This is a genomic window from Micromonospora sp. NPDC049101 (assembly GCF_040648675.1).
In the GTDB taxonomy this organism is placed as follows: Bacteria; Actinomycetota; Actinomycetes; order Mycobacteriales; family Micromonosporaceae; genus Micromonospora.
On record NZ_JBEZED010000034.1, the window covers coordinates 44,197 to 67,886 of the forward strand.

Sequence of the window (23,690 nt, forward strand, 5' to 3'; positions counted from 1 at the left end):
GGCGCTTTCTGGCGGTACGAACGCTCGGGGCTGATCCGCATCACACGAACGCTCGGTCGGTGAACCGGCCGGGCGTTCGCGCTGAACATCGTGGATCGCTGCGGGTCAGGCGCGGTGCCGGAGCCAGCGCACGATGCGCCGCAGCAGTTCCACGTGCCCCGGCGACTCGTAGGACCGGGCCGCCGTCGCCCGGCTGTGGCGACTCGGCCTGATGGCGCCGCCACCGGCGTCGGGCGGCACCGGGGCGGCCTTCAGCCGGATGGACTTCGCCTCCGAGCAGTGGGGCCGGATCGCCGGCAGCCTGCACCACCTGGCGGACCACCTGCACGAGGTCCCGTTGCTGCTCATCCCCTGCCTGCGGGTCGAGTCCCGCGCCGAGTTGACAAGCGTGCGTGGGCAGGCCGGGGCCTGGGGTTCGGTCATCCCGGCGTTCTGGAGTTTCATGCTGGCCGCCCGGGAACGCGGGCTCGGCACCGCGTGGACCACGAGCCATCTCAGCTACGAACGGGAGATGGCCGACCTGCTCGGCATCCCCTTCGACACCGTCGTGCAGGTGGCGCTCACACCGGTGGCGTACACCCTGGGCACCGACTTCAAGCCCGGTCCGCGGGCCGACGCGGACGGGTTCGCCCACTGGAACCGCTGGTAGCGGACTGAGGTTCGCTCGCCGCGCGTCGCCGCCGCACCCCACCGACGGCGACGACCAACAGGACCACGGACAACAGCGGAAACCAATCTCCGGTACGCGCGTAGACCGTGCCCCACCCGGTCGTCGGAGCGGCCGGGACCAGCAGCTCCGCGTCACCGGCGGTGGTCGTCTCCCCCACCAGTCTGCCGCCGGGGTCGGTGACCGTCAGCCGTCCGAGCCAGGCGGCGCGGACCACGGTGAGCCCGTTCTCCACACCCCGGACCAGGGCCATCCGGCCGTGCAGCCAGCCGTCGGAGGTGAAGTCCAGGGCCGGGACGAGCAGCATCGTGGCACCCCGGGCCCGATACCCCCGGACCAGGCCCGGAAAGTCGAGGTCCTTGCAGATCGCGACACCGAACCGCCCGTCCAGGAGCACGTCGTCGTCCCCCGGCGTCATCCAGTCCTCCAGGCCCGGGACCAGATGCTGTTTGGCGTACGTCGTGCTCGTCCCGTCCGGGTCCAGCACCAGTGCGACGTTGCTCGCCGTGCCGGCCCGTCGGAGCACCGCGCCGACGACGACCCGGGCCCCGGGCTGGTGCAGCGCGTCCACCAGCAGCGGCAGCGTCGAATCCGTCACGGCGAACACCTTCTCCGGCAGCACCACGACGCGGGCCCCGCGGGCGACCAGGCCCGCCACCCGCGCTCCGTAACGGGTGAGCAGGTCCCGGCCGGCCGGTTCGTCGATCGGGATCCCGTCCTCCGGTTGCCGCAGGGCGACCAGGCCGACGGTCAGCGGAGCGGCCGGATCGGGGGAACGGCTCAGCGACCAGGCCGACCATCCGCCGGCGCCCAGCAGGAGGGCGAGCAGACAGGCCAGTGCGGGGCGTCGACCGATGCGGCTCGGCCGGGCACCGCCGAGCAGGGCGGCGAGGGCGATCGGCACGGCGAGCAGCAGGTAGGTGACGCCCCAGACGCCGGTGAGGGCGGTCACCTGGATGACCGGGCGGACGTCGGCCTGCGTGTAGGCGAGGCTCCACCAGGCACCGTTCGGGAGCAGGCGCGACGCGGCGTACTCGCCCAGCACCCACACGGACGGCACACAGAGGACGGCGGCCACGGAACGTCTGCGCAGCAGCAGCTCCCGGGCGAGCAGGACCGTGCCGCCCGCCAGGGCGAGGCCGAGCAGGGTCACGCCGGCCACCACGGGCACCGGTAGTCGCAGGGTGCCGAGGTAGTACCCCACCAGGCCGAGCTGACCGATCGACCAGGCGAGGACCGTCGCGCCGAGCGCGGTCCGCGGGCGTACCCGCAGCGAGGCGAGGATCAGCGGAACCGGGGCGAGCCAGGTCAGCGCGGCGACGGGGTGCAGCCCGGTGCCACCGAGCCAGAGCAGGCCACTGAGCAGCGCGGCGACGATCGTCATCATGCGTCGATCGTGCGGCGGGAGCGGCGCGAGCGGATCGCCGTACGAAGCGGGTGTGATCTGGTCCCGTGGAGGGAGGCGCGGGAGCGCCGGGCGCGACGATACTGCCGACGTGAAGCGGTACGTCAACGTCGCCGTCGCCGTGGCCGCCGTCGCCGCGACAGTGCTGCCCGCCCTGGCCGGCGGAGCACGCGCCTGGTGGGTGCTGCCGCTCGCGGTCGCGTCGTCGGTGCCGGTGCTGTGGCGCGACCGCGCGCTGGTCCCGGTCGCCGTCGTCGTGGGCGTCGCCACGACCGTCTCCGCCGTGCTCGGCGCGCCTCCGCTGCTGCCGGTCGGGCCACTCGTCTGCCTCTACACGTTCGCGGCGCGGTCCGCCCTGTCGATCCGCCTGCTGGGCATCGTGCTCACCGCCGCCGGTCTGGTGCTGTCGCTGCTGTATCCACATCCGGACGTGGAGGTGCTGCGGTACCTGTCGGTCGCCTACGTCTTCTCGTACGCCCTGGGCACCAGCGCCCGCGCCCGCCGCACCCAGGCCGCCGCCCTCGCCGAACGCGATCGTCGCGTCGCCGGTGAACGGGCGGCGGCTGTGCTGCGCGAACGCACCCGCATCGCCCACGACCTGCACGACATCCTCACCCACGCGGTCGGTGTCATGATCGTCCAGGCGGAGGCGGGTCCGCTCCTGGTCCGCCCCCACCCGGAGCGCGCCGACGCCACCTTCGCCACGATCGCCGCCACCGGCCGGGACGCGGTCGTCCAACTCCGCCGCGCGGTCGGCGGCCTGCGCGAGCCCGCCGATCACCCCCTCGACCAGCCGGGTCTGGCCCACCTCGGCGCTCTGGTCGAACGCGTCCGCGCCACCGGGCTGGACGCCGTGCTCACCGTCGCGTCCGAACCCGTCTCCGGTTCGCGGTCCGAGCCGCCGGCTGGGCATGTCGCCGGATCGCTCGTGGAACCGCCCGCGGACGTCGGGGTCGCCGCCTACCGGATCGTGCAGGAGTCGCTGACCAATGTGGTCCGGCATGCCGGGGCCGGGTCGGTCCGCATCCTGCTGGACTACACGGCCGAGGCCCTGACCGTGTCGATCACCGATGACGGCCACGGCGATCGGGGCTGCGGCGCCGACCTGCCCGGTTACGGGATCGTCGGCATGCGCGAGCGGGCCCAGGCCTGCGGCGGGACCCTGCGCACCGGCCCCGCCTCGGACGGCCACGGCTTCACCGTCACCGCCACCCTCCCCCTGCGGGCCCCGGCGGTGGCCTGATGCTGCGCGTCGTGCTCGCCGACGATCAGGACCTGTTCCGGGCCGGGTTCGCGACGATCCTCGGTGCCGAGCCGGATATCGAGGTGGTCGCCGAGGCCGCCGACGGCGCGGGCGCCGTGCGGGCCGCGCTCGACCACCGGCCCGACGTCGTCCTGATGGACATGCGCATGCCCGTCCTCGACGGCGTCGCCGCGACCCGCCAGGTGTGCGCCAGTACGCCGAGCCGGGTCCTGGCCCTGACCATGTTCGACACCGACGACTACCTGTACGCGGCCCTGCGTGCCGGTGCCAGCGGCTTCCTGCTCAAGGACGCCCCACGGGCCGACCTGGTGAACGCGGTACGCGTGGTCGCCGCCGGCGACGCGTTGCTCGCTCCCGCCGTCACCGCACGCGTGATCGGCGAACTGCACCGGCGCGGTCACCCGGACCCGGCCCTGGCCGCCGCGGTGACCGCACTGACCGCCCGCGAGACGGACGTGCTGCGCCTGATCGCGGCCGGTCTGTCCAATGCGGAGATCGCCGCGCACCACCACCTGAGCGAGCACACCGTGAAGACCCATGTCGGCAACCTGCTCGCCAAGCTGAGCCTGCGCGACCGAGCCCAGGCGGTGGTGGTCGCCTACGAGTCGGGCCTGGTGATCCCGGGCCGGTGACCGGCGGCGGAGTCAGCCCACGATGCGATGCGATGCGGTAAGGCGGAACACTTCGGTGTTCTCGACCGCCCAGTCGTCGACGCCGCGTAGTGGGCGGCCAATGATCTCGTGCACGGTCGGCCGTTGGGCGAGCGTCCAGGCGGTGAGTTCGGCGAGCCGCGCCCCGTACTCCTCCAGTGCGTACAGCGTCACGTCGATGCCACTGTCGGGCCAGCCGCCACGCCGCCACTTCGCGCGGCTCTCGTCGGGCGTCACCTCGACGGTGGCGATGTCGCGGCCGAGGGCTCTGGCGATGCTCGCCACCCGCGAACGGCTGCTGATCGGTAGACCGACGGCCTCCAACACGGCGCCGACGTGGTCGTCGACGCGCAGCGCCGCCGCCGCGACCGCGGCGAGGTCGTCCTCGTGGATGAAGGGGTAGTGGCCGCCGCCCAGAAACGCCTCCCGTACGACACCATCGCCCCGGATCATCTCCGGCCAGTCCGATCCCGTCGCCGGATAGGTGCCCTCGATCATCGCCCCCAGCACCGCCGACGGGCGGATGTGCGTCCACTCCATCCCGGAGCACTCGGCGGCCCGCTCGATGGCCAACCAGAACCACGTCTCCGGCGGATGGTTCTCTTCGTACTCCGGCCCGTGCGAGGACAGCACGACGACGCGTCGTACACCGGCATCCCGGGCGGCCTCCAGGGCATCCCGTACCGTCGTCGGAACGGCTCCGGCGAGGAAGACGCCGTGGACGCCGTCGAAGACGCCGGCGTACTCGAGCGGGCGGGTGATGGATCCCTCGACGACCTCGACCCCGTCGGGCCAGTCGTCGGCCTGGCCGGGCTCGGCGAGAACCCGCACCCTGTCGCCGGCGCCCAGCAGTTGCCGAGCCAGGCTCCGCCCGACGATCCCGGTGGGGCTGCTGCCCGCATCCTTGCGGGCGTTGACCGCGGTCAACAGGCGCAGACGGGCGTGCGATGGATTCGTCGGTCGATTGTCTGCAGGCACGGCAAGACTCCCAGCGCGAAAGCGGAGATCTTGCGCCTCCCGCTGGCCGGGAGGGTGCGGACCTTGACGTCGCCGACGTTACCAGGCGAGGGCACCAGCCTCGTCGATCATGAAGTTGTGGTGCCTGTTGGGCACGGTGACTGGCGCTTTGTCACCCACCACAACTCCATGATCGACGAGGCGACCTGATGGACGGCTTACAGGGTGCGGGCCAGGCGGTCGGCGAGCGTCCGGGTGAAGCGGGCCGGGTCGGTCAGCTCGCCACCCTCGGCGAGCACGGCCAGGCCGTAGAGCAGCTCGGCGGTCTCGGTCAGGGTGGCGGAGTCACTGCCCTGCTCGTGGGCCTTGCGCAGCCCGGAGACGAGCGGGTGACCCGGGTTGATCTCCAGGATCCGCTTGGTCGCGGGGATCTCGTGCCCCATCGCCCGGTACATCTTCTCCAGGGTCGGGGTGAGGTCCTGGGCGTCGCCGACGACGCAGGCCGGTGAGGTGGTCAGCCGGGACGACAGCCGGACCTCCCGTACACTGTCGGTCAGGGTGGTGCCCAACCAGTCGAGCAGCGCGGCGAACTCCTGTCGCTGCTGCTCGCGCTCGGCCTCGGCCTGCTGCTTCTCCTCGTCGGTGTCCAGGTCGATCTCGCCCTTGGCGATCGAGCGCAGCGGCCGGCCGTCGTACGTGCCGACCCGCTCGACCCACACCTCGTCGACCTGGTCGGTGAGCAGCAGCACCTCGTGGCCCTTGGCCCGGAACGCCTCCAGGTGCGGGGAGTTCTCGATGGCGGCCCGGGACTCGCCGGTGGCGTACCAGATGTCGCTCTGGCCGTCCTTCATCCGCGACACGTAGCCGGCCAGGTCGGTGGGCTCGGCGGGGTCGTTCGTGGAGGCCACCGACAGGATGTCCAGCAGCGTGTCCCGGTTGTCGGTGTCGTCGATCAGCCCTTCCTTGACCACCGCGCCGAACTCGGTCCAGAAGGTGCGGTAGCGCTCGGCGTGGTTGGCCTTCAGGTCCTTGACGCTGGCGAGGACCTTCTTGACCAGGCGGCGGCGGACGATCTGGATCTGCCGGTCCTGCTGGAGGATCTCCCGGGAGATGTTCAGCGACAGGTCGTGCGCGTCGACCACGCCCTTGACGAAGCGCAGGTAGGTCGGGACGAGCGCCTCGCAGTCGTCCATGATGAACACGCGCTTGACGTAGAGCTGGACGCCGCGGCGGCCCTGCGGGGAGAACAGGTCCAGTGGGGCGTGGCTGGGCAGGAACAGCAGTGCCTCGTACTCGAAGGTGCCCTCGCCCTTCATGTGCACGACCTCGAGCGGGTCGGCCCAGTCGTGGCTGACGTGCTTGTAGAACTCGTTGTACTCGGCGGCGTCGACCTCGTCGCGGGGCCGCGCCCACAGCGCCTTCATCGAGTTGAGGGTCTGCACCTCGCTGGTGGCGGCCTCGCCGTCGGCGCCGGGGCGCTCGACGGTCATCCGGATCGGCCAGGCGATGAAGTCGGAGTAGCGCTTGACGATCTCGCGGATGGTCCACTCGGCGGTGTAGTCGTGCAGGTTGTCCTCGGTGTCGACCGGCTTGAGGTGCAGGGTCACCGTGGTGCCCTGCGGGGCCTCGTCGACGGCCTCGATCGAGTAGGTGCCCTCGCCGGTGGACTCCCAGCGGGTGCCGCCGGTCTCGCCGGCCTTGCGGGTCAGCAGGGTGACCCGGTCGGCGACCATGAACGCGGCGTAGAAGCCGACGCCGAACTGGCCGATCAGATCCTGCTTGGCGTGGGCGTCGGCGGATTCGCGCAGCTGACGCAGCAACTCGGCGGTGCCGGACTTGGCGATGGTGCCGATCAGCGCGACCACCTCGTCGCGGGTCATCCCGATGCCGTTGTCCCGCACGGTCAGGGTGCGGGCGTCCCGGTCGACCTTGACGGCGACGTGCAGGTCGTCGGTGTCGGCGACGAGGTCCTTGTCGACAAGCGTGGCCAGCCGGAGCTTGTCCAGGGCGTCGGACGCGTTCGAGATGAGCTCCCGTAGGAAGACGTCCTTGTTCGAATAGATCGAGTGGACCACCAACTGGAGGAGCTGACGCGCCTCGGCCTGGAATTCCAACGTTTCGGCCTGGTTGCTCACACCGTCTCCCATCTCGGCTCGTGCGGAGGTTCGCGGAAAGGATACGAGTCGTCACCCGCCGCGTGGTGACCGCATCCCGTCGTATTCCCGATCGGGACGGACCGCCCTGGTGAGATAGCTGACTTTGGTAAACAGAAGTCAGGTGGGATAGCGTCGCCGCCATGAAGATCGCAGGCAGCACCGCCCTCGTCACCGGCGCCAACCGCGGCTTCGGCCGGCACCTGGCCGCCGAACTCCTCGCCCGTGGCGCCACCGTCTACGCCGGGGCCCGCAACCCGGACACCGTCGACCTGCCCGGCGTGACGCCGGTACGCCTCGACATCACCGACCCCGCCTCGGTGGCCGCCGCCGCCAAGCTGGCCGGCGACGTCAACATCCTGATCAACAACGCCGGCATCGAGACCGGCACCGACCTGCTCGACGGCGACCTGGACCTCGTCCGGCTGGAGCTGGAGACCCACTACCTCGGCAACCTGTCGATGGTTCGGGCGTTCGCTCCGATCGTCGCGGGCAACGGCGGTGGGACGATTCTCAACGTGCTCTCCGCGCTGTCCTGGGTCAACTTCCCGAACGTCGGGGCGTACGGCGCCGCGAAGTCCGCCGAGTGGGCGATGACCAACGCGCTGCGCCTCCAGCTCGCCGAGCGGGGCGTGCGGGTCGCCGGCCTGCACGTCGGTTACATGGACACCGACATGACCGCCGGGATCGACGCCCCGAAGTCCGACCCGGCGGTGATCGCCCGGCTCGGCGTGGACGGCATCGAGGCCGACGCGTACGAGATCGTCACCGACGAGACCAGCCGCCAGGTGCAGGCCGGGCTGGCCGGCGGCGTCGCCGCGCTCTACCCGCAACTCCCCTGACCTGCGACACCACGGCCGCGACCGGCCGCCGCCGACTCCCGCGGCGGCGGCCCGTCCCCCGGGTACGCGGGCGACCTTCGCCCCGCGTACCCGGCTCGACGCACGTCGCTCAGCAGCCACCGCAGCCGTAGAAGAGGATGTCCCAGTGGCTGCCCTCCTTGGTGTAGAGGTTGCCGGAGGGAGCGCGGTACTGGTAGCCGAAGCCGGCGATGTAGCCGACGTAGGTGTAGTTCGCCGAGATGTAGTTCTGGATGCAGGTGCTCAACGCGATGTCGAGCTTGTAGCCGTTCCAGTGGCTGTACGTGCCCCCGGCGTGCCCGGTCTCGGTGCCGGCGGTGACGGTGACCGCGCAGCCGCTGGCCCGCCTGAAGGTGATGATGCCGTCGATGGTGGCCTGCCGCACCCCGTCGAACGAGGTGCAGGTGGGCACGTTGCGGTCGCTGCAGTTGCCGCTGGAGGTCCAGGAGATGCCGGCGGCGCGCAGCTGTGAGGTGGCGCTGGAGTGGCTGATGGCGAAGGCCGGGGCGGCCAGGCCCAGCGCGGCGCCGACCGTGGCGAGGGTGGCCACGAGCAGCGTGAGCACGCGGCGGCGCAGGGTGGGTCGGGTGGATGACATGGCACTCCCGTTCGCATGAGGGGTGAAATTTTGCGAATCAGGGGCCGGCCTTGAAGGATTTCTACCAGAGATCGACCGGCGTGACTAGATGTCGGGTGGAGGGGACACTCGCCGCCCGCCTCCACCCGACGCCCGTCAGCTCGCCTGCAACGTCACGTCGTCGATGACGAAGCTGGTCTGCAACGACGAGTCCTCGGTGCCGGTGAACCGCAACGTCACCGTCTGCCCGGCGAACCCGGCCACGTTGAAGCTGCGCTGGACGTAGCCGGCGGCGGCGTTGAGATTCGAGTACGTGGCCAGTGTGGTCGACCCCACCTGCACGGTGAGCCGGTCGTACACCCTGGACCCGGTGGTCTCGGCCGTGTCGATGTGCAGCCAGAACGACAGCGTGTAGCTGGCGCAGCCGGCCGGCAGGGTCACCGACTGGTACAGGCTCTCGGTGCCGGTGCTGCCATTGCCGTTGAGCCACGCCTTGTACGACCCGGTCCGGGCCGGCTGGCCGCTGGCGTTGGTGATCACACCGGAGGACGCGGTCCACGGCGTGCCGCCGCTCTCGAAGCCGCCGTTGCCGACCACCTGACCGCCGGTGCAGCTCGGGGTGCCCCCGCTGACGGCGAGCTGCCACAGCGCGTACGCGACACCGTCGGCCGCCCGGTTCAACACGGTGGCGCTGACGTTCGCGGTGGTGTCGCAGGCCCGGTGGTAGCACGGGTCGTACGCCGAGTTGGCGGTGCCGCCCCACTTGGCCGCCTGGGAGCTGCTCTTGCGGGCGCTGGCGCCGGCCGCGTAGCCCGAGGTGGGGATGCCGGCCTGCTGGAAGTAGTAGTCGTCGGAGCGGCCCTGACCCTCGACGTTCTCCTCCGGCGACAGGCCCAACGAGTCCCAGTACGCCTTCAGTGGCGCCGCCGTGGTCGAGCTGACCCGGTTGATGAAGTAGCCGCCGTTGACCGAGCCGACCATGTCGAAGTTGTAGTAGCCCTTGATATAGCCGCGCTGGGTGCTGCTGAGCGAGTTGACGTAGAACCGGGAGCCGTTGAGCCCCTGCTCCTCGTCGGTCCACCAGGCGAACCGGACCCGCTTCGTCACCGTCGGGTTCTGCGCGGCCAGGACCAGCGCGTTCTCCAGCAGGGTCGCCGAGCCGGTGCCGTTGTCGTTGATGCCCGGACCGGCCGAGACGCCGTCCAGGTGCGCGCCGAACATGACGACCTGGTCGGCCGGACCGCCCGGCCACTCCGCGATCAGGTTGTTCGACGGGTACGTGCAGCTGGAGCAGTACTGCTCGCTGACGGTGTAGCCGGCCGACTGGAGCCTGGTCTTGACGTAGGTGAGCGAGGCGGTGTAGCCGGCCGAGCCGGCCCGGCGGTTGCCGCCGTTGCTGCTGGCGATGGCGTTGAACTGGGTCAGGTGGGCCTGGACGTTGGTGACGGAGATGTCCGGTGCGGCCAGGGCGGCGGCGGACGCGGCGATCGGCCGGGCCACTGTCGCGGTGGTGGGCGACGCGGTCACCGGCTGGGCGGCCAGCGTCACCGTCATTCCGGCGAACACGGCGAGCGCGACACCCGCGCTCAGCGTTCTGCCTCTCATGGGGGCTCCTCGGGGTTGGAGAGATACCCGTGAGACTTACAGATGTCTATGTCGCGAGCATCGGTCGTTCGTTTCGAACCGCCACCGCTTCGACGGTAGGTACCGGCGTCGGCACAGGTGAGTAGAGGTGTCAGGATGGGTAGGTAACGCCAGCAGGGGTCGTGGGGCCCGGAACGGGGGCTTGCGATGGGGCCGGGTCGAGCGTGACGGGACCCCGCACCGACCTGTTCACCGGTGGCGGTGACACCGGCCGGTTGATGGCAGAGCTGGACTGGGCACGCACCCCCCTCGGCCCGGTGACCGGCTGGCCGCAGAGCCTGCGCGCCGCGGTCCGGATGGTGCTCTCGTCCCGGTACCCAATGCTGCTGCTCTGGGGAGAGAGCTTCTCCCAGCTCTACAACGACGCGTACTCCGCGCTGATCGGCGACAAGCACCCGGCCGCGCTCGGCGACGACGTGCGGGTCACCCTGGCCGAGGGGTGGGACGTCCTCGCCCCGCTCATCGAGCAGGCCACGGCGACCGGGGTGGCCAGCTGGGTCCCCGCCCTGCGGCTGCTGCTGGAGCGGGCCGGCTACCGCGAGGAGGCGCACTTCAGCGTCTCGCACGCCCCGGTCCGCGACGACGACGGGGCCACCGTCGGCGTGCTCACCGTGTGCAGCGAGGTCACCGAGCAGGTGGTCGGCGAACGCCGGCTGCGGCTGCTGCGTGACCTGTCCGTTCTCGGCGACGGGCGCACCGTCGACGTGCACGCCACCGGCGCCCGGCTGGCCGACGCGATCGAGAGCCAACCGCTGGACGTGCCGTTCACCGCCATCTACCTGCGCGACGGCACGCTGCTGCGGCGAGTCGCCTGCACGGGCGGCGACCAGGGGTACGCGGGGGCACTGCCGGACACCGTCGAGCTGACCGACCCCGGCCCGGCCGCGGACGGGTGGGGGCTGGCGGACGCGGCGCAGGGCCGAGCGACAGCGGTGCCCGACGTCGCCGACCGGCTGCCCCTGCCCGGCGGCCCGTGGGGCGACCCGGTCCGCACGGCGTTGGCGCTGCCGCTGCCCTCGGGCGGTGAGGATCAGCCGCTCGGTGTCCTGCTGGCGGGGGTCAGCCCCAGCCGAGGGCTCGACGAGGCGTACCGGTCCTTCTACCAGCTCCTGGCCCAGCAGATCTCCGTGGCGTTGCGCAACGCACAGGAGTACGAGCAGGAGCGGCGTCGGGTCGAGGCGCTCGCCGAACTGGACCGGGTGAAGACCGACTTCTTCGCCAACGTCAGCCACGAGTTCCGTACCCCGCTGACCCTCATCCTCGGCCCGCTCACCGACGCCCTCGCGGATGCCACCGCGCCGCTGGCGGCGGTGCAGCGGGAGCGGGTGGAAACCTCCTGGCGTAACGCCACCCGACTGTTGACCCTGGTCAACAGCCTGCTCACCTTCTCCAGCCTGGAGGCCGGACGGGCCCGCAGCGACGCCCGCGTGGTCGACCTGGCGGCGCTCACCGCCGAGCTGGCCGGCGTGTTCCGGGCCGCCGTCGAGCGGGCCGGGCTGACTCTCGAAGTGGTCTGCCCCCCGCTGCCCCGCCCGGTCACGGTCGACCCGGTCAACTGGGAACGCATCGTCACGAACCTGCTGTCCAACGCCCTGAAGTACACGTTCATCGGCCGCATCCGGGTCGCCCTGGACGCCGACGACGAGGAGGTCCGCCTCACCGTCGCGGACACCGGCATCGGCATCGCCGAACCGGACCTGCCGAAACTCTTCGAACGCTTCCACCGGGTCCGGGGTGCCCGTTCCCGCAGCCACGAGGGCACGGGCATCGGCCTGGCCCTGGCGTACGAGTTGGCCCGGCTGGAGGGTGGCGAGGTGCGGGTGGCGAGCCGGGTGGGTGTCGGCAGCACGTTCACCGTGGCGCTGCCCTGGTCCGCGGCTCGCCGCACGGCGGTGAGCGAGCCGTCGCCGGTCGGACGGGGCGACGCGGCCCGCGCCACCGCCCAGGAGGCGATGGGCTGGCTCACCGAGCCGGGCGGCGACCCGACCGGGTCCGGCGACGCCTCCGGTCCGGCCGTGGACGAGCTGGCCGGGGCGCGGATCCTCATCGCCGACGACAACGCCGACATGCGGGCGTACCTCAGTCGGTTGCTCACCGGGCAGGGCTGGCGGGTCCGGGCCGTCACCGACGGCCGGCAGGCCCTCGACGAGGTCCACCGCGACCGTCCGGACCTGGTCCTCACCGACGTGATGATGCCGGTGCTGGACGGCTTCGACCTGGTCCGCCGGCTCCGCGCCGACCCGGCGACCCGGTCCCTGCCGGTGCTGGTGCTCTCCGCCCGTGCCGGCGGTCAGGCCAGCGTGGAGGGCCTCACCCTGGGCGCCGACGACTACCTGGTGAAGCCGTTCGCCGGGGCGGAGCTGATCGCCCGGGTCCGGGCCGGCATCCGGCGGGCCCGCCGGATGCCGACGGGCGACGCCACCGCACCGACTGTCGACGCGGCGTCGGCGCGGCCCGACCCCCGCAACGCCGTCGCGCCGCCCCGGACGGTCACCGCCGGGCGGGACGCGCCGGTGCTGGCGCAGGCCCCGACCGACCCGAGCGGGCTGGGCGACCTCCTGGACGTCGGGTGGACCTACCCGTCCACCCCCACCTCGGCGGCGGCCATGCGTCGGGACGTCCGGCTGACGCTTGACGACCTCGATGTCGACCCGGACGTGTTGGAGGATCTTCTGCTCGCCGCGTCCGAGGCGATGAACAACGCGGTCGAGCACGCGCAGCGGCCCAGCCGCCCGGAGGTGCGGGTCCGGCTCCAGGTGGGCGGCGGGCTGATCCGGGTCTCGGTACGCGACTTCGGCACCTGGCGGGACCGCCGGCCGGCGATGGATCGCGGGCGAGGCGCGTTGCTGATGAACGCCTACGGCGACGTGCGGCTGGTCTCCACCGCCGAGGGCACGACGGTGACCATCGAGCGCCGGTTGGACGACCCGGCCTGAGCCGACCCGGCCCGAGCCGACCCTGCGTGATCGGGCCTGCGCGTCAGAGTCGGCGGCCGTCGGCGTCGCGGGCGATGATGCCGTCGAGCCGCTCCCCCGGGGCCAGCGTGGCCGGCTCGAACCAGAAGATCACCACCTGCTTGTCGAGACTCCACCGGGCCAACCGGGCATCGACCTGCCGACCGTCCACGGTGCCGATGATCCGGACGGCGGGGCCGACGAAGTAGCCGAAGGTGGGCACCGGTTCGGCGGACAGGCTCTCGTCGTAGCCGATCTCGTGGAACCCGGCGCTGCGGTCGGACCCTTCGACGTCGTTGACCAGGAGGTCCGTGGTCAACAGGCCGTCCGGATCCTGGCGACCGGCGGCCAACCCGATGGTCACCCCCGGCTCGCCGGGCACCGACAGCCCGATCATGTAGTAGACCCGCCGGTCGGAGCCGTGCCGCACCCCGCTGTCGATCAGCTGGCCCAGGGGCTTCGGGGGCGGCACGTCACGGACCTTCGTCGGCGGTGACGTGGGCTTCATCGCCTCCGGCACCATCGAGACACCGGCCGACGGCGACCCGACGGCGACCGGGGGTGGGCGTTCGGGGGCGGGCGGATCGCCCGGCCGGGCGACGACCCCCACCACGACGACGGCGGCGACGCCGGCCGCGAGCGTCGCCGCTCCCGCTCCGGCAACCCGCCGACGGGTACGCAGCCGACGCCCCTCGCGCATCACCAGGGTCAGGTCGAGCATGGGGTCGGGGCGCTCGGTCGCCCGCATGGCGTCGCGGAGCCGTTCCCACTCGCTCATCGGCGCGCCTCCCTGTCGGCCGTCCGCGGCGCGGCGGTGCGCAGCTTCTCCAAAGCTCGCGAGCTGGTGCTCTTGACCGTGCCCACGGACACGGCGAGTTCCCGGGCCACCTGCGCCTCCGTAAGGTCGAAGTAGTAGCGCAACACGACGATGGCCCGCTCACGGGGGCTGAGCGCGCCCAGGATGGTGATCAACCACCGCCGGGTGGCCACCTCGTCGGCCACGTCGTCGCGCCGCTGTTCCGGCACCTCGTCGGTCGGATACTCCCGCATCGGTCGCCGCCACCCGTCGACCAGGTGGTTGACCAGGGTGCGGCGGGCGTACCCGTAGGCATCGTCGTCGTGGACCCGCGACCAGGACGCGTAGGTGCGGACCAGGGCGGTCTGCGCGGCGTCCTCGGCCTGGTGGTGGTCACCGGTCATCAGGAACGCGGCATGCACGAGTCGCGCGGACGCCGCTCTCGCGAACTCGACGAACTCCGCGTCACCCCGCGCCACCGTGAACCCTCCCCGTGCCACCACCGCTAGGGACGGGCGAGACCGGAAAAAGGTTGAGCCGACATCACCTCAACCTTTCGCCGCGGTCACCCGTCTTCTCCTCCGCTGCCGCCGATCGGCACGCGAGGGGAGAGACATGTCGACGAAGGTTACCCGCCGATGGCGTACCGCCTCGGGGGCGTCACTGCTGGTGGTGGCGCTGCTCACCGGGTGTGGTCCGACAACCACCGGGCAGGCCGACGCCGACCCCGTCGCCGCCACACCGCCGCCCGGCCGGCCGACGCCGACCTCCGCCGCGGGTCGGCCGACCGGAGTCGCCGGTGTCCCACCCACGTCCGCGCCCGCCGTCCCGGTCGCCTACCCCGCCTCCGGCAGCAACCGCTGGTCGACGGCGCCCGCCGAGGCCGCACCCGCACACGGGACCGGCGGTCGGTTGCTGCGCTACCGGGTCAGCGTGGAACGCGACATCCGGGGCCTGCCGGTGGGCGACATCGCCACGGCGATCTCCACGACGTTGAACGACCCCCGCGGGTGGACGGCCGGCGGGGCGTGGCGACTGCGCCGGGTGGGTGCCGGTGACCCGACCGACTTCACCATCTACCTGGCGACCCCCGGCACCCGTGACACGCTCTGCCAGGACGTGCCGGACGCCTACACCTCGTGCCGCAACGGTGCCCGGGTGGTGCTCAACGTGGCGCGCTGGGTCAAGGCGGTGCCGGGCTACGGCGCGAGCCTGACCACCTACCGGGAGTACATGGTCAACCACGAGGTGGGGCACAAACTCGGGTTCGGTCACGAACGGTGCCCCGGGCAGGGCCGGCCGGCGCCGGTGATGCAGCAGCAGACGTTGGGCCTGCACGGCTGCACGGCGAACGCCTGGCCGTACCCGAAGGGCACGGTCCGCTACAGCGGGCCGGTCGGGGCGTACGACGACGACATCCCGCGGCGCGAGGGCGCATACTCGGCGCCCTGATCCCGGCGCCCGGGGGCCGGGATCAGGTGCGGCGACGTTCCTGTTCGAGCCGCTCGTCCAGCCGACCCAGTTCGTAGATGTCGTTGAGGGTGGTGGGCAGCCGCCGGACATTGTCCGGCGCGGCCTCGAAACCCGGCTCAGGATCGAGACCCGGCTCAGGGTCGAAACCGGGCTCAGGGTCGAGGGCCAGCTCGGGGCCAGGAGACGGCGCGGCGGGGCCGCGCGACAGCTCGGGGCCGCGCGACAGCTCGGGGCCGCGAGACAGCGCGGGGCCGCGAGACAGCGCGGGCGCGGCGGCCGTCCGGCGGCGGCGCAGGAACAGCAGTGCCAGCACCGCGAGGGCGGCGGCGACCAGCAGGGAGTACGCGAGGGGCCACCCGTCGCGAGCGGGGCTGACGAGTACCGGCGAGGCAGCCGAAGCGGGGGTGTCGGCGCCGTCGCGCGGGGGCACGGTGGCCTCGCGGGTGCCCGTGCCCGTGCCGGTGGCGGGGCCGGCGGGGCCGTTCGGGGCGGCGGGGCCCGCCGGTGCGCGGACGGCGACCGACGACCCGACCTGCGCCGGGGTGGCGCTGGGCCCCGGCAGGGTGGGGCGGTCGGTGGCCGTCGGTGACCCGGGCGTGGCCGTCGGGGTGGCGAACGGCGTCGCGCTCGGCGTCGCGCCGTTGCCGAGCAGGTCGTCGACGATCCGGCCGACGCCGCCGAGGAGGTCCCCCACCGGGTCCGAGGTGGCCGACGGGGACGGCGCGGGCGCGAGGGCCAGGGTCAACATGAGGGCGACGACGGCAGGCACGGGTCCACCTCCGGGGTGTCGGTGTGTCCGGCACCGTACCGCAGGGTGAAAAGGTGTGGGTGACCCCGCCCGGCCGTCGGCGGGGACGCGACCCGCGCGTCCCCGCCGAGGTGTCCCGGATGGTTCGACGGGCAGACCGCCGACCTGGGTGGAGGTCCACCGTCGGCCCGATGTCCTAGGCGCCGGCCCAGGTGTACGTCGTGCTGGCCGGTGCGGCCAGGGTGCCGGCGAACAGCGAGTTCACCCGGCTCGCCTCGGCCGAGCTGGGGTTGGCGTTGCGGCAGGAGACCGGGGCGCTGCTGCCGGACATCAGGTCGGAGCAGAGCCCGGTGCGCCGGTCCGGCAGGCCCAGGATGTGGCCCAGCTCGTGGGCGGCGATCCGGTTGCGGTCGTAGCCCTGGTTGACGGCCGTGCGGCCCATCCAGATCCGGCCCGAGCCGAGGCCGGTCGGCTGCGCGCGGGGCCAGCCGTCGTCGACGTAGATGGTGATGCTGGCCGGGGTGCCGGGCTGGAGCCGGACGGTGCTGACCCGGCTGTTCCAGATCTGCGCGGCCTGGTCGAAGTTGGTGCGGAACTCGCCGGTCCGGCTCGCGTCGTAGTAGACGGTGCGTACGGCGGCGGCCGGCGCACCGGTGGTGAGCTGCACCCCGGCTGTCGCCAGGATCGCCACCAGCATGGCCAGCGCCGTCCGTAGCACTTGTCGTTGGAACATCACGCACTCCCCTGCGGTCGTCCGGCGACCGTCGGCCAGCCGCCGATCATTGATGCGTGTCAATGCTACGGCGGTGACTGTCGATGTTCGGCATAGCGGAAGCGTCATACCGGCGTCCTCTCGGCGGCGATGCGGTAGGCCGACGAGGGCTCCGGATGGCTGTGCGGATCGGTCAGACGTGCAGGGTGGGCCGGTAGATGAGCTCCTGGGTGCGGCCGTCGAGGGTCCGGCTCTCGATCAGCTCCAGGTCGAAGTCGGCCGCGCCCTGGAAGATCGGCTCGGTACCGGTCTTTCCGGTGATCACCGGGAAGACCGTCACCTGGACGAAGTCGACCAGACCGGCGGCCATCAGCGCACGGTTCATCGACAGGCTGCCGTGCGAGCGCAGGGGCACCTCGGACTCCTCCCTGAGCCGGGCGACGACGTCGACGGCGTCGCCGCGCGCGACAGTCGCGTCCGGCCAGTCGAGGGGGCCTTCCAGCGTGTTCGACACCACTGTCGCCGGGAGGGCCCTCATCCGGGTCACCCAGGCGTCGCGGACCTCGGACTCCTCGGTGCTCGCGGCCAGCATCTGCGCGAACGCCCGGTACGTGCGGGCGCCGAAGACCATGCGCTGCTCCGCGCCGTACGTGGCGAGGCGGTGCGCGAGCAGCTCGGGGCCCTGCTTGCCCCAGTAGCCGCCCCAGTTGCCGCTGGTGGTGCCGAAGCCATCGAGGCTGGCGAAGACGTCGACGGTGTAGGTGGCGGTCATGATGCGCTCCTGCTGTGGGTGAGTGCGGCACGACGTGTCCGCAGGTGGGCGTGCTCGGTCTCGTTGCTGGTCAGCGCCATGGCCTGGTCGTACGCGGCCCGGGCCTCGTCGTCGCGTCCGAGCCGGACCAGCAGCTCGGCTCGGGTGGCGGGCAGCCGGTGGTAGCCCGGCAGGTCGAGGCCCGCCAACTCGGCGAGGGCCACCGCCGGTCCGTGCACCTCGGCGACGGCGACCGCGCGGTTGAGCGCGACGACCGGGGTCGGCGCGAGCGCGAGGAGCTGGTCGTACAGCGCCAGGACCTGCGCCCAGTCGGTGGCGGCGCCGTCGGTGTGCACCGCGCCGATCGCGGCCTGGATCTGGTACGGGCCGGGCCGGTTGCGCCGCAGGCATCGCCGGACCAGGTCGTGCCCCTCGACGATGAGTGCCCGGTTCCACAGTGACCGGTCCTGGTCGGCCAACAACACCAACTCCCCGGTCGGGCCGAGCCGGGCGGAGCGGCGTGCCTCGGTCAGCAGCAGCAGGGCGAGCAGGCCCAGCACCTCGGGCTCGTCGGGCATCAGCGCGGCCAGCTCGCGGGCGAGTCGGATCGCCTCGGTGCACAGGTCCGTTCTGATCAGCGGGCCGGCGGTGGACGCGTAGCCCTCGTTGAACATCAGGTAGAGCACGGTGAGCACGTACGGCAGGCGGTCCGGCAACTCGTGGTCGGCGGGTACCCGGTAGGGGATGCCCGCGTCGCGGATCTTCTTCTTCGCGCGCACGATCCGCTGCGCGATCGTCGACTCCTGAGTCAGGTAGGCCCGGGCGATCTCCGGTACGTCGAGACCACCGAGCAGGCGAAGCGTGAGGGCGGTCCGCGCGTCCGGGCCGAGCGCCGGGTGGCAGCAGGTGAAGATGAGTCGTAGTTGGTCGTCTTTCACCGGTCCCACCTCTCGGGGTTGGTCCTGTTGGTGCAGCAGCAGGGCCTGGGCGTGCCGGGCCTCCCGGGTCGACTCCCGGCGGAGCCGGTCGATCGCCCGGTTGCGGGCGGTGGTCACGATCCAGGCACCCGGGTTCGGCGGCGGGGTCTGCCACTTCTGCACAGCGGTGGTGAAGGCGTCCTGGACCGCCTCCTCGGCGAGGTTGAGGTCACCGAGGAGGCGGGTCAGGGTGGCGACACAGCGGCCGTACTCCGCGCGGTAGATGCTCGCCAGGTCCATGTCGGGTGACCGGCTCCTGGTCAGGCCTGGGACAGGTCGTCGAAGGGGCGCACCTCGATCGGGCCGCAGGCCGCCGCGCACTGCTCGGCCCAGGCCAGCGCCTGGTCCAGGTCCGCGCACTTGATGACCCAGAACCCGGCGATGTGCTCCTTCGTCTCGGCGAACGGGCCATCGCTCATGGTGGTGGCGCCGTTCTCGATCCGAACGACTGTGGCACTGTCCGGCGACCGGAGACCTCCGCCGAAGACCCACGCGCCCGCGGCCTGCATCTCGTCGTTGATCCGGCCGGTCTCCCGGAACATGGTCTGCATCTCCTCGTCGGACGGGTCCGGCTCACCCTCGACGACGTGCACGGACAGCAGGTACTGCTTCATGACGATCCTCCGCTGGTTCGATGGTGGAATGGGCGGTCGGTCAGGCGGCCAGGCGACGTGCGACAGCAGGGACAACGATCGCGGCCGCGACCAGGTGAGTGAGCATCAGCAGCGCCTTGGTGGCCGCCCCCGCGTCGACGATGACGTCCGGCACCAGTGACAGCACCGTCAGCACGACCGTAGTGCGAACGAACACGCGTCGCGGGTGCCGGGCGAAGCGCGACAGCACCGCGGCGAGGATCACCCCGACCAGCGAGAACGCGGCGGTCAGCACACCGAAGCCCGACACCGGAATCGGCGCGTCGGCCACGTCGAGGCTGATCCCCGCCGCTCGGCCGGCGGCAGCGATGGCCATGGTGGCGGCGCTCGCGGCGACCGTGGCGGCGATACCGGTCCGGATCAGCGCGCCGACGGTCGACGTGGTGGCGCGGGTGGTGGTCGCTGTGCTGGTCATCGTGCCCTCCGGTGGGTGTGCGGCCCGCCGCGGTGGCGGGCTCTCACCAGGACTACGAACTGAACCGATCCCAATCGACAGGTACGCCAAATATTTTTTCCCCGCTGTGCCGAGCGCGCTCAGGAGGGGCGGTAGACGAACAGCGCCCAGAGGAGTGGAACGGCGGCCAACGGCGCCACGCACAGGGCACCGATGCGCACCCAGGACGGCAGGCTGGCTCTGCGGGCCAGCACGACGGCCGCCACGCCGTACCCGCCCGCCAGTAGCGCGGTCGGCAGTGACGCCCACGGCTCGGGCCCGCACTCCGACGGGTCCTGCACGAAGGGGGGCCGGCACGGCTCGGACGGGGCCATGGCCGTGGCCAGCGTTATGCCCGACAGGCACATGATCGGCAGTAGCGGGACGGCCAACAGCGCGAGTGTGACAGCTACCCCGAGGCTGGTGCGGCGCCGCGGTGTCGTCCCGTGCTGCTGCCCGTCCGCGCCGCCCCTGCTTCCACGATCGGTCACCGTCGCCCCCGCGATGCCCAGGTGATCCGTTGTCACAGGACCACTCGGATCCAATCTCGACACCGGCATCGTAGTGCGGTCCCACACATCACTCGCCGCGTCGATCATGGAGTTGTGCTGGGTGACAAAGCGGTAGTTAATCGCCATTTCCGGCACCACAACTCCATGATCGACACGGTCGACCACCCCGGAGGTCAGGCCTGGGCGGGTGCCTCGTCGGCCAGGTGCCAGATCTCCCGCATCGGGGCCCACCAGTCCCCCGAGCCGGGCTCGGCGATCGATTCCTGACACGGGTCGGTCAGCTTCCACCACTCCTGCGTCTGCGGGTCCGCCGCGATCAGCCGCAGGTCGGCCTCGTAGTCGTCGCCGACGTACTCGTAGTAGCCGAAGAGCAGGTCGCCGTGGAGAAAGATGGTGTAGTTGCGGAAGTTCGCCTCCCGCAGCGTCTGCTCGACGCTCGGCCAGACGTCGGCGTGTAACCGCAGATAGGTTTCCCGCTGTTCCGGGCGGAGTCGGATCACGCAGCCATGACGTTGCACGTCGGGCCCCCTCGTGTGAGCTGGTCGGTTCGAGCTGGCCCGGAGGCCACGGTCAACGACCCCACACCGTCCGCCGGCCGGTGGCCGTGGTGGACGATGCGCGCTGACCGCCGGACCAGGCGGTGTGCCGGTCCGAGCGACCGATGATCTCAGCAGCCCGCGTCGAGATCAACGATTGGTGCAACGCCCGTATTCGTGACCGGTCGTATTCGTCCGCGTCCCGGCCAGCAGTGTCGGCGTACGGCTTCGAGTGCAGAGCCGGGTACGCCACCGAGCACACGGTAGCTATCGACATCTACGAGTGCGGCTGCGGCTCGCGGCCGAGCTCGCTCGGCAAGGATTAACTACAGTCGCCGTTGGGTGGATGCTCGTCCTGAGGAGGGGACAGGGGGCGCTACGACATGTCGCAGAGAATACTCGGCGCTGGTGTAGGTGCCGCCTTGAAAGGCTGCGGCGTCGATCGGCGTATCCGAGCCGGGCACCCGAGCGGCATAACTCTCCGCGTCGTCTACCGGCAGATAGCCGAGCTGCGCTCCGGCGGCGGTGTCCCAGAACGCGCGTGTATTGGCGGAAACGGCGTAGGCGGTAACAAAGTGCACATCCGGCGCGGTGATAGCCGCACGGATGAAGCCGACGCCGTCGCGCGGGCTCAACCAGGTTGCCAGATACCGGGCCTCGGTCGGCTCCTCCTCGAAACTGCCGATTCGCAGGCACACCACCGACAGCCCGAACTTGTCGGCGTACATGCGCCCGAGTGCTTCGATGGCGACCTTGCTCACCCCGTAGAACCCGTCCGGTCGAACCGGTGCGTCTGGTCCGACAACCTGCCCGACCGGGTAGAAGCCGGTGACACGGTTGCTACTGGCCACGACAACTCGTCCTACCTTCTGTCGGCGGGCTGCCTCCAACACGTGATACGTGCCCAGCACGTTGGTGTCCAGCAGGTCGGCCAAGGGTGCCTCATCCGGAAGCCCGGCCAGATGCACCACGGCGTCCGCCGCCTCCAGAGCGGCGACTACGGCGTCGAGGTCTGCCAGATCCAGTCGGATCGCCCGCTCTGTCGGAGACTGTGGCTGCACCGGAACCCGATCGACCAGCACGAGTTGGCGAACCTCATCGCGCAGGTGTTGACAGACTGCCGATCCGATCCGACCTGCTGCACCCGTGACCACGACCGTGCCCAGTTGTGAACTCATGGCCTACATTCTGGCGGTACACACCGACAGGATGATCATTGTCGCGCCGATGACGCAGCCCGCGCGACAGACCTAAACGAGCATGCAACCCGGCCAGAATGTCCGCGCCGCCGCGCTGAGAGCGGAAGGTCGAATGGTTGTATCAGATGCAACTCGGCCTATTTACTCCGCCGGGGCGAGATGTCCGTGCGGAGCGACCACGCCGCCTAAGGCCTGTTTCATAAGGGCGGTCGAGCCGAGGCGGAGTCCGGGCGGCGATCCGGCAAGGCGCGGTTTCGTCCGGATACCGGTGTCGTATCCGGACGAAACCGCAACGCCGCCGGTCGTCGCCCGGGCCCGCCGCAGGCCGGCCAGTTCTTGTGAAACAGGCCTTAGAGGGCGACCTGCTGGCGGGCGGCCATCCTGCTGACCGCGACGTTGATGGCGAAAATCCCGGCCACGGCTCCCAGGAGCACAGTTCGAGGGCTCAACTCCCAGTACTCGCGCTGCCAGTCCGCTGGCTGGTAGGGCAGCGTCGCCAGGATCGGCACCAGGAGGAGCACGCTGGCCGCGATCGACATCCGCACATCCAACGCCGCCCCCACGAGGGCCGCCACCAGCCCACCGACCGCGATGACTGGCAGCGTGAGCGGGTCTTCCCAGCCGTTGAGTGGATTGGGCGTCAGGACCGTCACGCTGATCGCCGCGCCGACAAGCCAGGCCCACTGTCGCGTGCCCCGTGGTTGGCGCGCTCGAAGCAGCGGCACCATCGTCAGCACGGCCAACAGGCAGGCCCACGTCGGAAGCTGCATGGCCAGGTGGAGAACGGCCTGGAGCCCCAATGGGTGTGCCTCGCCCCCCATCTCCGGATCCGCGTACCACCCGGAATACCACATTTTCGCACCGAGCGCGCCGATGGCCAGGGCGAACGCGAGGCGGTAGCGAGCCCATGCCGCGGCGGCCAACGCGAGGAGCAACAGTCCGGGTGTGGCCAGGCTGCCCGCGAAAACCGGGAGGTCGAAAGGGAGCGCGGGCAGCAACAACTGCACCACGACGGGCTTGGCCGCGAGGGCGATGCCGCCCACGAGCAGGGACAGCGCGGTCAGTCGCAGCGCGGAGTGCAGCAGTGCGGCTCGGGAGCCGAGCCGGTCCACGCCGGTACGGACCCGCAGACCTGCCACCACGAGTGCCGCGGACTCCCGAAGGCTCAGGTGCCTCCGGTCCGTCTCACCCCCGCCCAGCAGCGTTTCCAACATCTCGTCGGCGCGGTACTGCCGGTAGGCCCGAGGGTAGGCGCGCAGCAGCCACCGGTAGCGGCGCTCCAGCCCGGTCATGCCGGCACCGTCCGCACGGTCGCAGCCGTCGACGGCAGGGAACGGTCTCGAACGATCCGAGCCGCAGCGGCCAACCGTGCCGCCTCCTCCTGGAGTGCGGACAACCCGTGCCCGGTCAGCTCGTAGGTGCGGCGGGCGCGGCCGTTGACCACCGTCTCCGCGGCAAGTCGCACCATCTCCTCGCCGGCGAGCCGGTCCAACGCGGCGTACAGCGTGCCAGTCGTCAACCGCACCCGCCCGTCGGACAGGTCCTGCACGCGCTTGACGATGGCGTAGCCGTGCAACGGCTCGTCCTGCAACGCGGCGAGGATGAAGTAGGTGGGTTCACGCATCGGCACGGAGCGTTTAGGCATGTCACTTACATAAGCAGATCAACAACCTATCGGTCAAGTGCGGATCCATCCCCAGTTGGCCTGGCTGCGGTCGTACCCAGACACGGAAGAGGGAGCCTTCCGCGAAGAAGGCTCCCTTCTATGC

24 protein-coding genes and 1 pseudogene are annotated in these 23,690 nt (G+C 71.4%); 7 read left to right on the plus strand and 18 right to left on the minus strand.

The features are described from left to right. Nucleotides 1–211 precede the first annotated feature (211 nt). Nucleotides 212–649: a nitroreductase family protein gene (locus AB0B57_RS32290; RefSeq protein ID WP_357078544.1), complete on the plus strand. Its 438-nt coding sequence runs from the start codon at nucleotides 212–214 to the stop codon at nucleotides 647–649. On the opposite strand, the gene AB0B57_RS32295 is transcribed toward AB0B57_RS32290, so the two are convergent. Next, nucleotides 594–2,054, minus strand: coding sequence for a nitrilase-related carbon-nitrogen hydrolase (locus AB0B57_RS32295; RefSeq protein ID WP_357078547.1), 1,461 nt, complete (start codon nucleotides 2,052–2,054; stop codon nucleotides 594–596). The two genes, AB0B57_RS32290 and AB0B57_RS32295, sit on opposite strands and share 56 nt — an antisense overlap. 109 nt (nucleotides 2,055–2,163) lie before the next feature. Here AB0B57_RS32295 and AB0B57_RS32300 point away from each other — a divergent pair, with 109 nt between their 5' ends. Both AB0B57_RS32300 and AB0B57_RS32305 read left to right on the plus strand, forming a co-directional pair. Further along, nucleotides 2,164–3,315 carry a sensor histidine kinase gene (locus AB0B57_RS32300; RefSeq protein ID WP_357078550.1) on the plus strand — a complete coding sequence of 384 codons (1,152 nt, stop codon included), beginning with the start codon at nucleotides 2,164–2,166 and terminating at the stop codon, nucleotides 3,313–3,315. Then, nucleotides 3,315–3,968 carry a response regulator transcription factor gene (locus AB0B57_RS32305; RefSeq protein ID WP_357078553.1) on the plus strand — a complete coding sequence of 218 codons (654 nt, stop codon included), beginning with the start codon at nucleotides 3,315–3,317 and terminating at the stop codon, nucleotides 3,966–3,968. The genes AB0B57_RS32300 and AB0B57_RS32305 overlap by 1 nt, the downstream gene beginning before the upstream one ends. Before the next feature lie 12 nt (nucleotides 3,969–3,980). Here the strand turns inward: AB0B57_RS32305 and AB0B57_RS32310 are convergent, their stop codons facing one another. After that, nucleotides 3,981–4,964, minus strand: coding sequence for an NAD(P)H-binding protein (locus tag AB0B57_RS32310; protein ID WP_357078556.1), 984 nt, complete (start codon nucleotides 4,962–4,964; stop codon nucleotides 3,981–3,983). Nucleotides 4,965–5,027: 63 nt separating this feature from the next. Between AB0B57_RS32310 and AB0B57_RS32315 the strand changes: the two genes are divergently transcribed. Then, nucleotides 5,028–5,153 carry a hypothetical protein gene (locus AB0B57_RS32315; RefSeq protein ID WP_357078559.1) on the plus strand — a complete coding sequence of 42 codons (126 nt, stop codon included), beginning with the start codon at nucleotides 5,028–5,030 and terminating at the stop codon, nucleotides 5,151–5,153. A gap of 8 nt (nucleotides 5,154–5,161) precedes the next feature. Here AB0B57_RS32315 and htpG read toward each other — a convergent pair whose 3' ends face one another. After that, nucleotides 5,162–7,090: a molecular chaperone HtpG gene (gene htpG, locus AB0B57_RS32320; protein WP_357078562.1), complete on the minus strand. Its 1,929-nt coding sequence runs from the start codon at nucleotides 7,088–7,090 to the stop codon at nucleotides 5,162–5,164. A gap of 149 nt (nucleotides 7,091–7,239) precedes the next feature. Between htpG and AB0B57_RS32325 the strand changes: the two genes are divergently transcribed. Next, nucleotides 7,240–7,938 (plus strand): SDR family oxidoreductase, encoded by a 699-nt coding sequence (locus tag AB0B57_RS32325; protein ID WP_357078565.1) that lies wholly within the window; start codon nucleotides 7,240–7,242, stop codon nucleotides 7,936–7,938. 109 nt (nucleotides 7,939–8,047) lie between these two features. Here the strand turns inward: AB0B57_RS32325 and AB0B57_RS32330 are convergent, their stop codons facing one another. Further along, complete coding sequence (locus tag AB0B57_RS32330) at nucleotides 8,048–8,554, minus strand: hypothetical protein (protein WP_357078568.1); 507 nt, start codon at nucleotides 8,552–8,554, stop codon at nucleotides 8,048–8,050. A gap of 135 nt (nucleotides 8,555–8,689) precedes the next feature. After that, nucleotides 8,690–10,138: a M28 family peptidase gene (locus tag AB0B57_RS32335; RefSeq protein ID WP_357078571.1), complete on the minus strand. Its 1,449-nt coding sequence runs from the start codon at nucleotides 10,136–10,138 to the stop codon at nucleotides 8,690–8,692. 203 nt (nucleotides 10,139–10,341) lie between these two features. Here AB0B57_RS32335 and AB0B57_RS32340 point away from each other — a divergent pair, with 203 nt between their 5' ends. Next, nucleotides 10,342–13,113: an ATP-binding protein gene (locus tag AB0B57_RS32340; protein WP_357078574.1), complete on the plus strand. Its 2,772-nt coding sequence runs from the start codon at nucleotides 10,342–10,344 to the stop codon at nucleotides 13,111–13,113. Between the two features lie 43 nt (nucleotides 13,114–13,156). On the opposite strand, the gene AB0B57_RS32345 is transcribed toward AB0B57_RS32340, so the two are convergent. Both AB0B57_RS32345 and AB0B57_RS32350 read right to left on the minus strand, forming a co-directional pair. After that, nucleotides 13,157–13,909 carry a hypothetical protein gene (locus AB0B57_RS32345; protein WP_357078577.1) on the minus strand — a complete coding sequence of 251 codons (753 nt, stop codon included), beginning with the start codon at nucleotides 13,907–13,909 and terminating at the stop codon, nucleotides 13,157–13,159. After that, the gene (locus tag AB0B57_RS32350; protein ID WP_357078580.1) at nucleotides 13,906–14,406 is read right to left on the minus strand and encodes a SigE family RNA polymerase sigma factor; all 501 of its coding nucleotides are present in this window, start codon (nucleotides 14,404–14,406) and stop codon (nucleotides 13,906–13,908) included. The genes AB0B57_RS32345 and AB0B57_RS32350 overlap by 4 nt, the downstream gene beginning before the upstream one ends. 136 nt (nucleotides 14,407–14,542) lie before the next feature. Here AB0B57_RS32350 and AB0B57_RS32355 point away from each other — a divergent pair, with 136 nt between their 5' ends. Further along, a complete protein-coding gene (locus tag AB0B57_RS32355) occupies nucleotides 14,543–15,379 on the plus strand; it encodes a DUF3152 domain-containing protein (RefSeq protein ID WP_357078583.1) in 837 nt (278 codons plus the stop codon). Between the two features lie 22 nt (nucleotides 15,380–15,401). Here AB0B57_RS32355 and AB0B57_RS32360 read toward each other — a convergent pair whose 3' ends face one another. The 11 genes and pseudogenes from AB0B57_RS32360 to AB0B57_RS32410 all read right to left on the minus strand — a co-directional run bounded on the left by AB0B57_RS32360 (nucleotide 15,402) and on the right by AB0B57_RS32410 (nucleotide 23,545). Continuing rightward, nucleotides 15,402–16,169, minus strand: coding sequence for a hypothetical protein (locus AB0B57_RS32360; protein ID WP_357078586.1), 768 nt, complete (start codon nucleotides 16,167–16,169; stop codon nucleotides 15,402–15,404). A gap of 178 nt (nucleotides 16,170–16,347) precedes the next feature. Further along, nucleotides 16,348–16,881 (minus strand): annotated as a pseudogene (locus AB0B57_RS32365) (snapalysin family zinc-dependent metalloprotease); the annotation flags it as partial. Nucleotides 16,882–17,053: 172 nt separating this feature from the next. Further along, nucleotides 17,054–17,632, minus strand: coding sequence for a dihydrofolate reductase family protein (locus tag AB0B57_RS32370; RefSeq protein WP_357078589.1), 579 nt, complete (start codon nucleotides 17,630–17,632; stop codon nucleotides 17,054–17,056). Further along, nucleotides 17,629–18,828 (minus strand): RNA polymerase sigma factor, encoded by a 1,200-nt coding sequence (locus tag AB0B57_RS32375; protein ID WP_357078592.1) that lies wholly within the window; start codon nucleotides 18,826–18,828, stop codon nucleotides 17,629–17,631. Before AB0B57_RS32375 ends, AB0B57_RS32370 begins: the two co-directional genes overlap by 4 nt. A gap of 20 nt (nucleotides 18,829–18,848) precedes the next feature. Further along, the gene (locus AB0B57_RS32380) at nucleotides 18,849–19,202 is read right to left on the minus strand and encodes a YciI family protein (protein WP_357078595.1); all 354 of its coding nucleotides are present in this window, start codon (nucleotides 19,200–19,202) and stop codon (nucleotides 18,849–18,851) included. 40 nt (nucleotides 19,203–19,242) lie between these two features. Beyond that, entirely contained in the window at nucleotides 19,243–19,656 is a 414-nt protein-coding gene (locus tag AB0B57_RS32385; RefSeq protein ID WP_357078598.1) for a DUF6069 family protein, read from the minus strand. 119 nt (nucleotides 19,657–19,775) lie between these two features. Continuing rightward, nucleotides 19,776–20,165 carry a hypothetical protein gene (locus tag AB0B57_RS32390; protein WP_357078601.1) on the minus strand — a complete coding sequence of 130 codons (390 nt, stop codon included), beginning with the start codon at nucleotides 20,163–20,165 and terminating at the stop codon, nucleotides 19,776–19,778. A 194-nt stretch (nucleotides 20,166–20,359) separates the two neighbouring features. Further along, nucleotides 20,360–20,686, minus strand: a complete 327-nt coding sequence (locus AB0B57_RS32395) for an L-rhamnose mutarotase (RefSeq protein WP_357078604.1) — start codon at nucleotides 20,684–20,686, stop codon at nucleotides 20,360–20,362. A 362-nt stretch (nucleotides 20,687–21,048) separates the two neighbouring features. Continuing rightward, nucleotides 21,049–21,900: an NAD(P)-dependent oxidoreductase gene (locus AB0B57_RS32400; RefSeq protein WP_357078607.1), complete on the minus strand. Its 852-nt coding sequence runs from the start codon at nucleotides 21,898–21,900 to the stop codon at nucleotides 21,049–21,051. Nucleotides 21,901–22,271: 371 nt separating this feature from the next. Further along, nucleotides 22,272–23,213: a hypothetical protein gene (locus tag AB0B57_RS32405; RefSeq protein WP_357078612.1), complete on the minus strand. Its 942-nt coding sequence runs from the start codon at nucleotides 23,211–23,213 to the stop codon at nucleotides 22,272–22,274. Then, nucleotides 23,210–23,545 carry a PadR family transcriptional regulator gene (locus AB0B57_RS32410; RefSeq protein ID WP_357078614.1) on the minus strand — a complete coding sequence of 112 codons (336 nt, stop codon included), beginning with the start codon at nucleotides 23,543–23,545 and terminating at the stop codon, nucleotides 23,210–23,212. Before AB0B57_RS32410 ends, AB0B57_RS32405 begins: the two co-directional genes overlap by 4 nt. Between the last annotated feature and the right edge of the window lie 145 nt (nucleotides 23,546–23,690).

Excerpts from the sequence above, each read along its gene's own strand:
- AB0B57_RS32345 (WP_357078577.1), bottom strand. The coding sequence starts at position 13,909 with ATGAGCGAGTGGGAACGGCTCCGCGACGCCATGCGGGCGACCGAGCGC.
- AB0B57_RS32330 (WP_357078568.1), bottom strand. The coding sequence starts at position 8,554 with ATGTCATCCACCCGACCCACCCTGCGCCGCCGCGTGCTCACGCTGCTC.
- AB0B57_RS32410 (WP_357078614.1), bottom strand. The coding sequence starts at position 23,545 with ATGCGTGAACCCACCTACTTCATCCTCGCCGCGTTGCAGGACGAGCCG.
- AB0B57_RS32325 (WP_357078565.1), top strand. The coding sequence starts at position 7,240 with ATGAAGATCGCAGGCAGCACCGCCCTCGTCACCGGCGCCAACCGCGGC.
- AB0B57_RS32335 (WP_357078571.1), bottom strand. The coding sequence starts at position 10,138 with ATGAGAGGCAGAACGCTGAGCGCGGGTGTCGCGCTCGCCGTGTTCGCC.
- AB0B57_RS32375 (WP_357078592.1), bottom strand. The coding sequence starts at position 18,828 with ATGGACCTGGCGAGCATCTACCGCGCGGAGTACGGCCGCTGTGTCGCC.
- AB0B57_RS32385 (WP_357078598.1), bottom strand. The coding sequence starts at position 19,656 with ATGACCAGCACAGCGACCACCACCCGCGCCACCACGTCGACCGTCGGC.
- AB0B57_RS32355 (WP_357078583.1), top strand. The coding sequence starts at position 14,543 with ATGTCGACGAAGGTTACCCGCCGATGGCGTACCGCCTCGGGGGCGTCA.
- AB0B57_RS32400 (WP_357078607.1), bottom strand. The coding sequence starts at position 21,900 with ATGAGTTCACAACTGGGCACGGTCGTGGTCACGGGTGCAGCAGGTCGG.
- AB0B57_RS32370 (WP_357078589.1), bottom strand. The coding sequence starts at position 17,632 with ATGACCGCCACCTACACCGTCGACGTCTTCGCCAGCCTCGATGGCTTC.
- AB0B57_RS32405 (WP_357078612.1), bottom strand. The coding sequence starts at position 23,213 with ATGACCGGGCTGGAGCGCCGCTACCGGTGGCTGCTGCGCGCCTACCCT.
- AB0B57_RS32295 (WP_357078547.1), bottom strand. The coding sequence starts at position 2,054 with ATGATGACGATCGTCGCCGCGCTGCTCAGTGGCCTGCTCTGGCTCGGT.
- AB0B57_RS32305 (WP_357078553.1), top strand. The coding sequence starts at position 3,315 with ATGCTGCGCGTCGTGCTCGCCGACGATCAGGACCTGTTCCGGGCCGGG.
- htpG (WP_357078562.1), bottom strand. The coding sequence starts at position 7,090 with ATGGGAGACGGTGTGAGCAACCAGGCCGAAACGTTGGAATTCCAGGCC.
- AB0B57_RS32380 (WP_357078595.1), bottom strand. The coding sequence starts at position 19,202 with ATGAAGCAGTACCTGCTGTCCGTGCACGTCGTCGAGGGTGAGCCGGAC.
- AB0B57_RS32290 (WP_357078544.1), top strand. The coding sequence starts at position 212 with ATGGCGCCGCCACCGGCGTCGGGCGGCACCGGGGCGGCCTTCAGCCGG.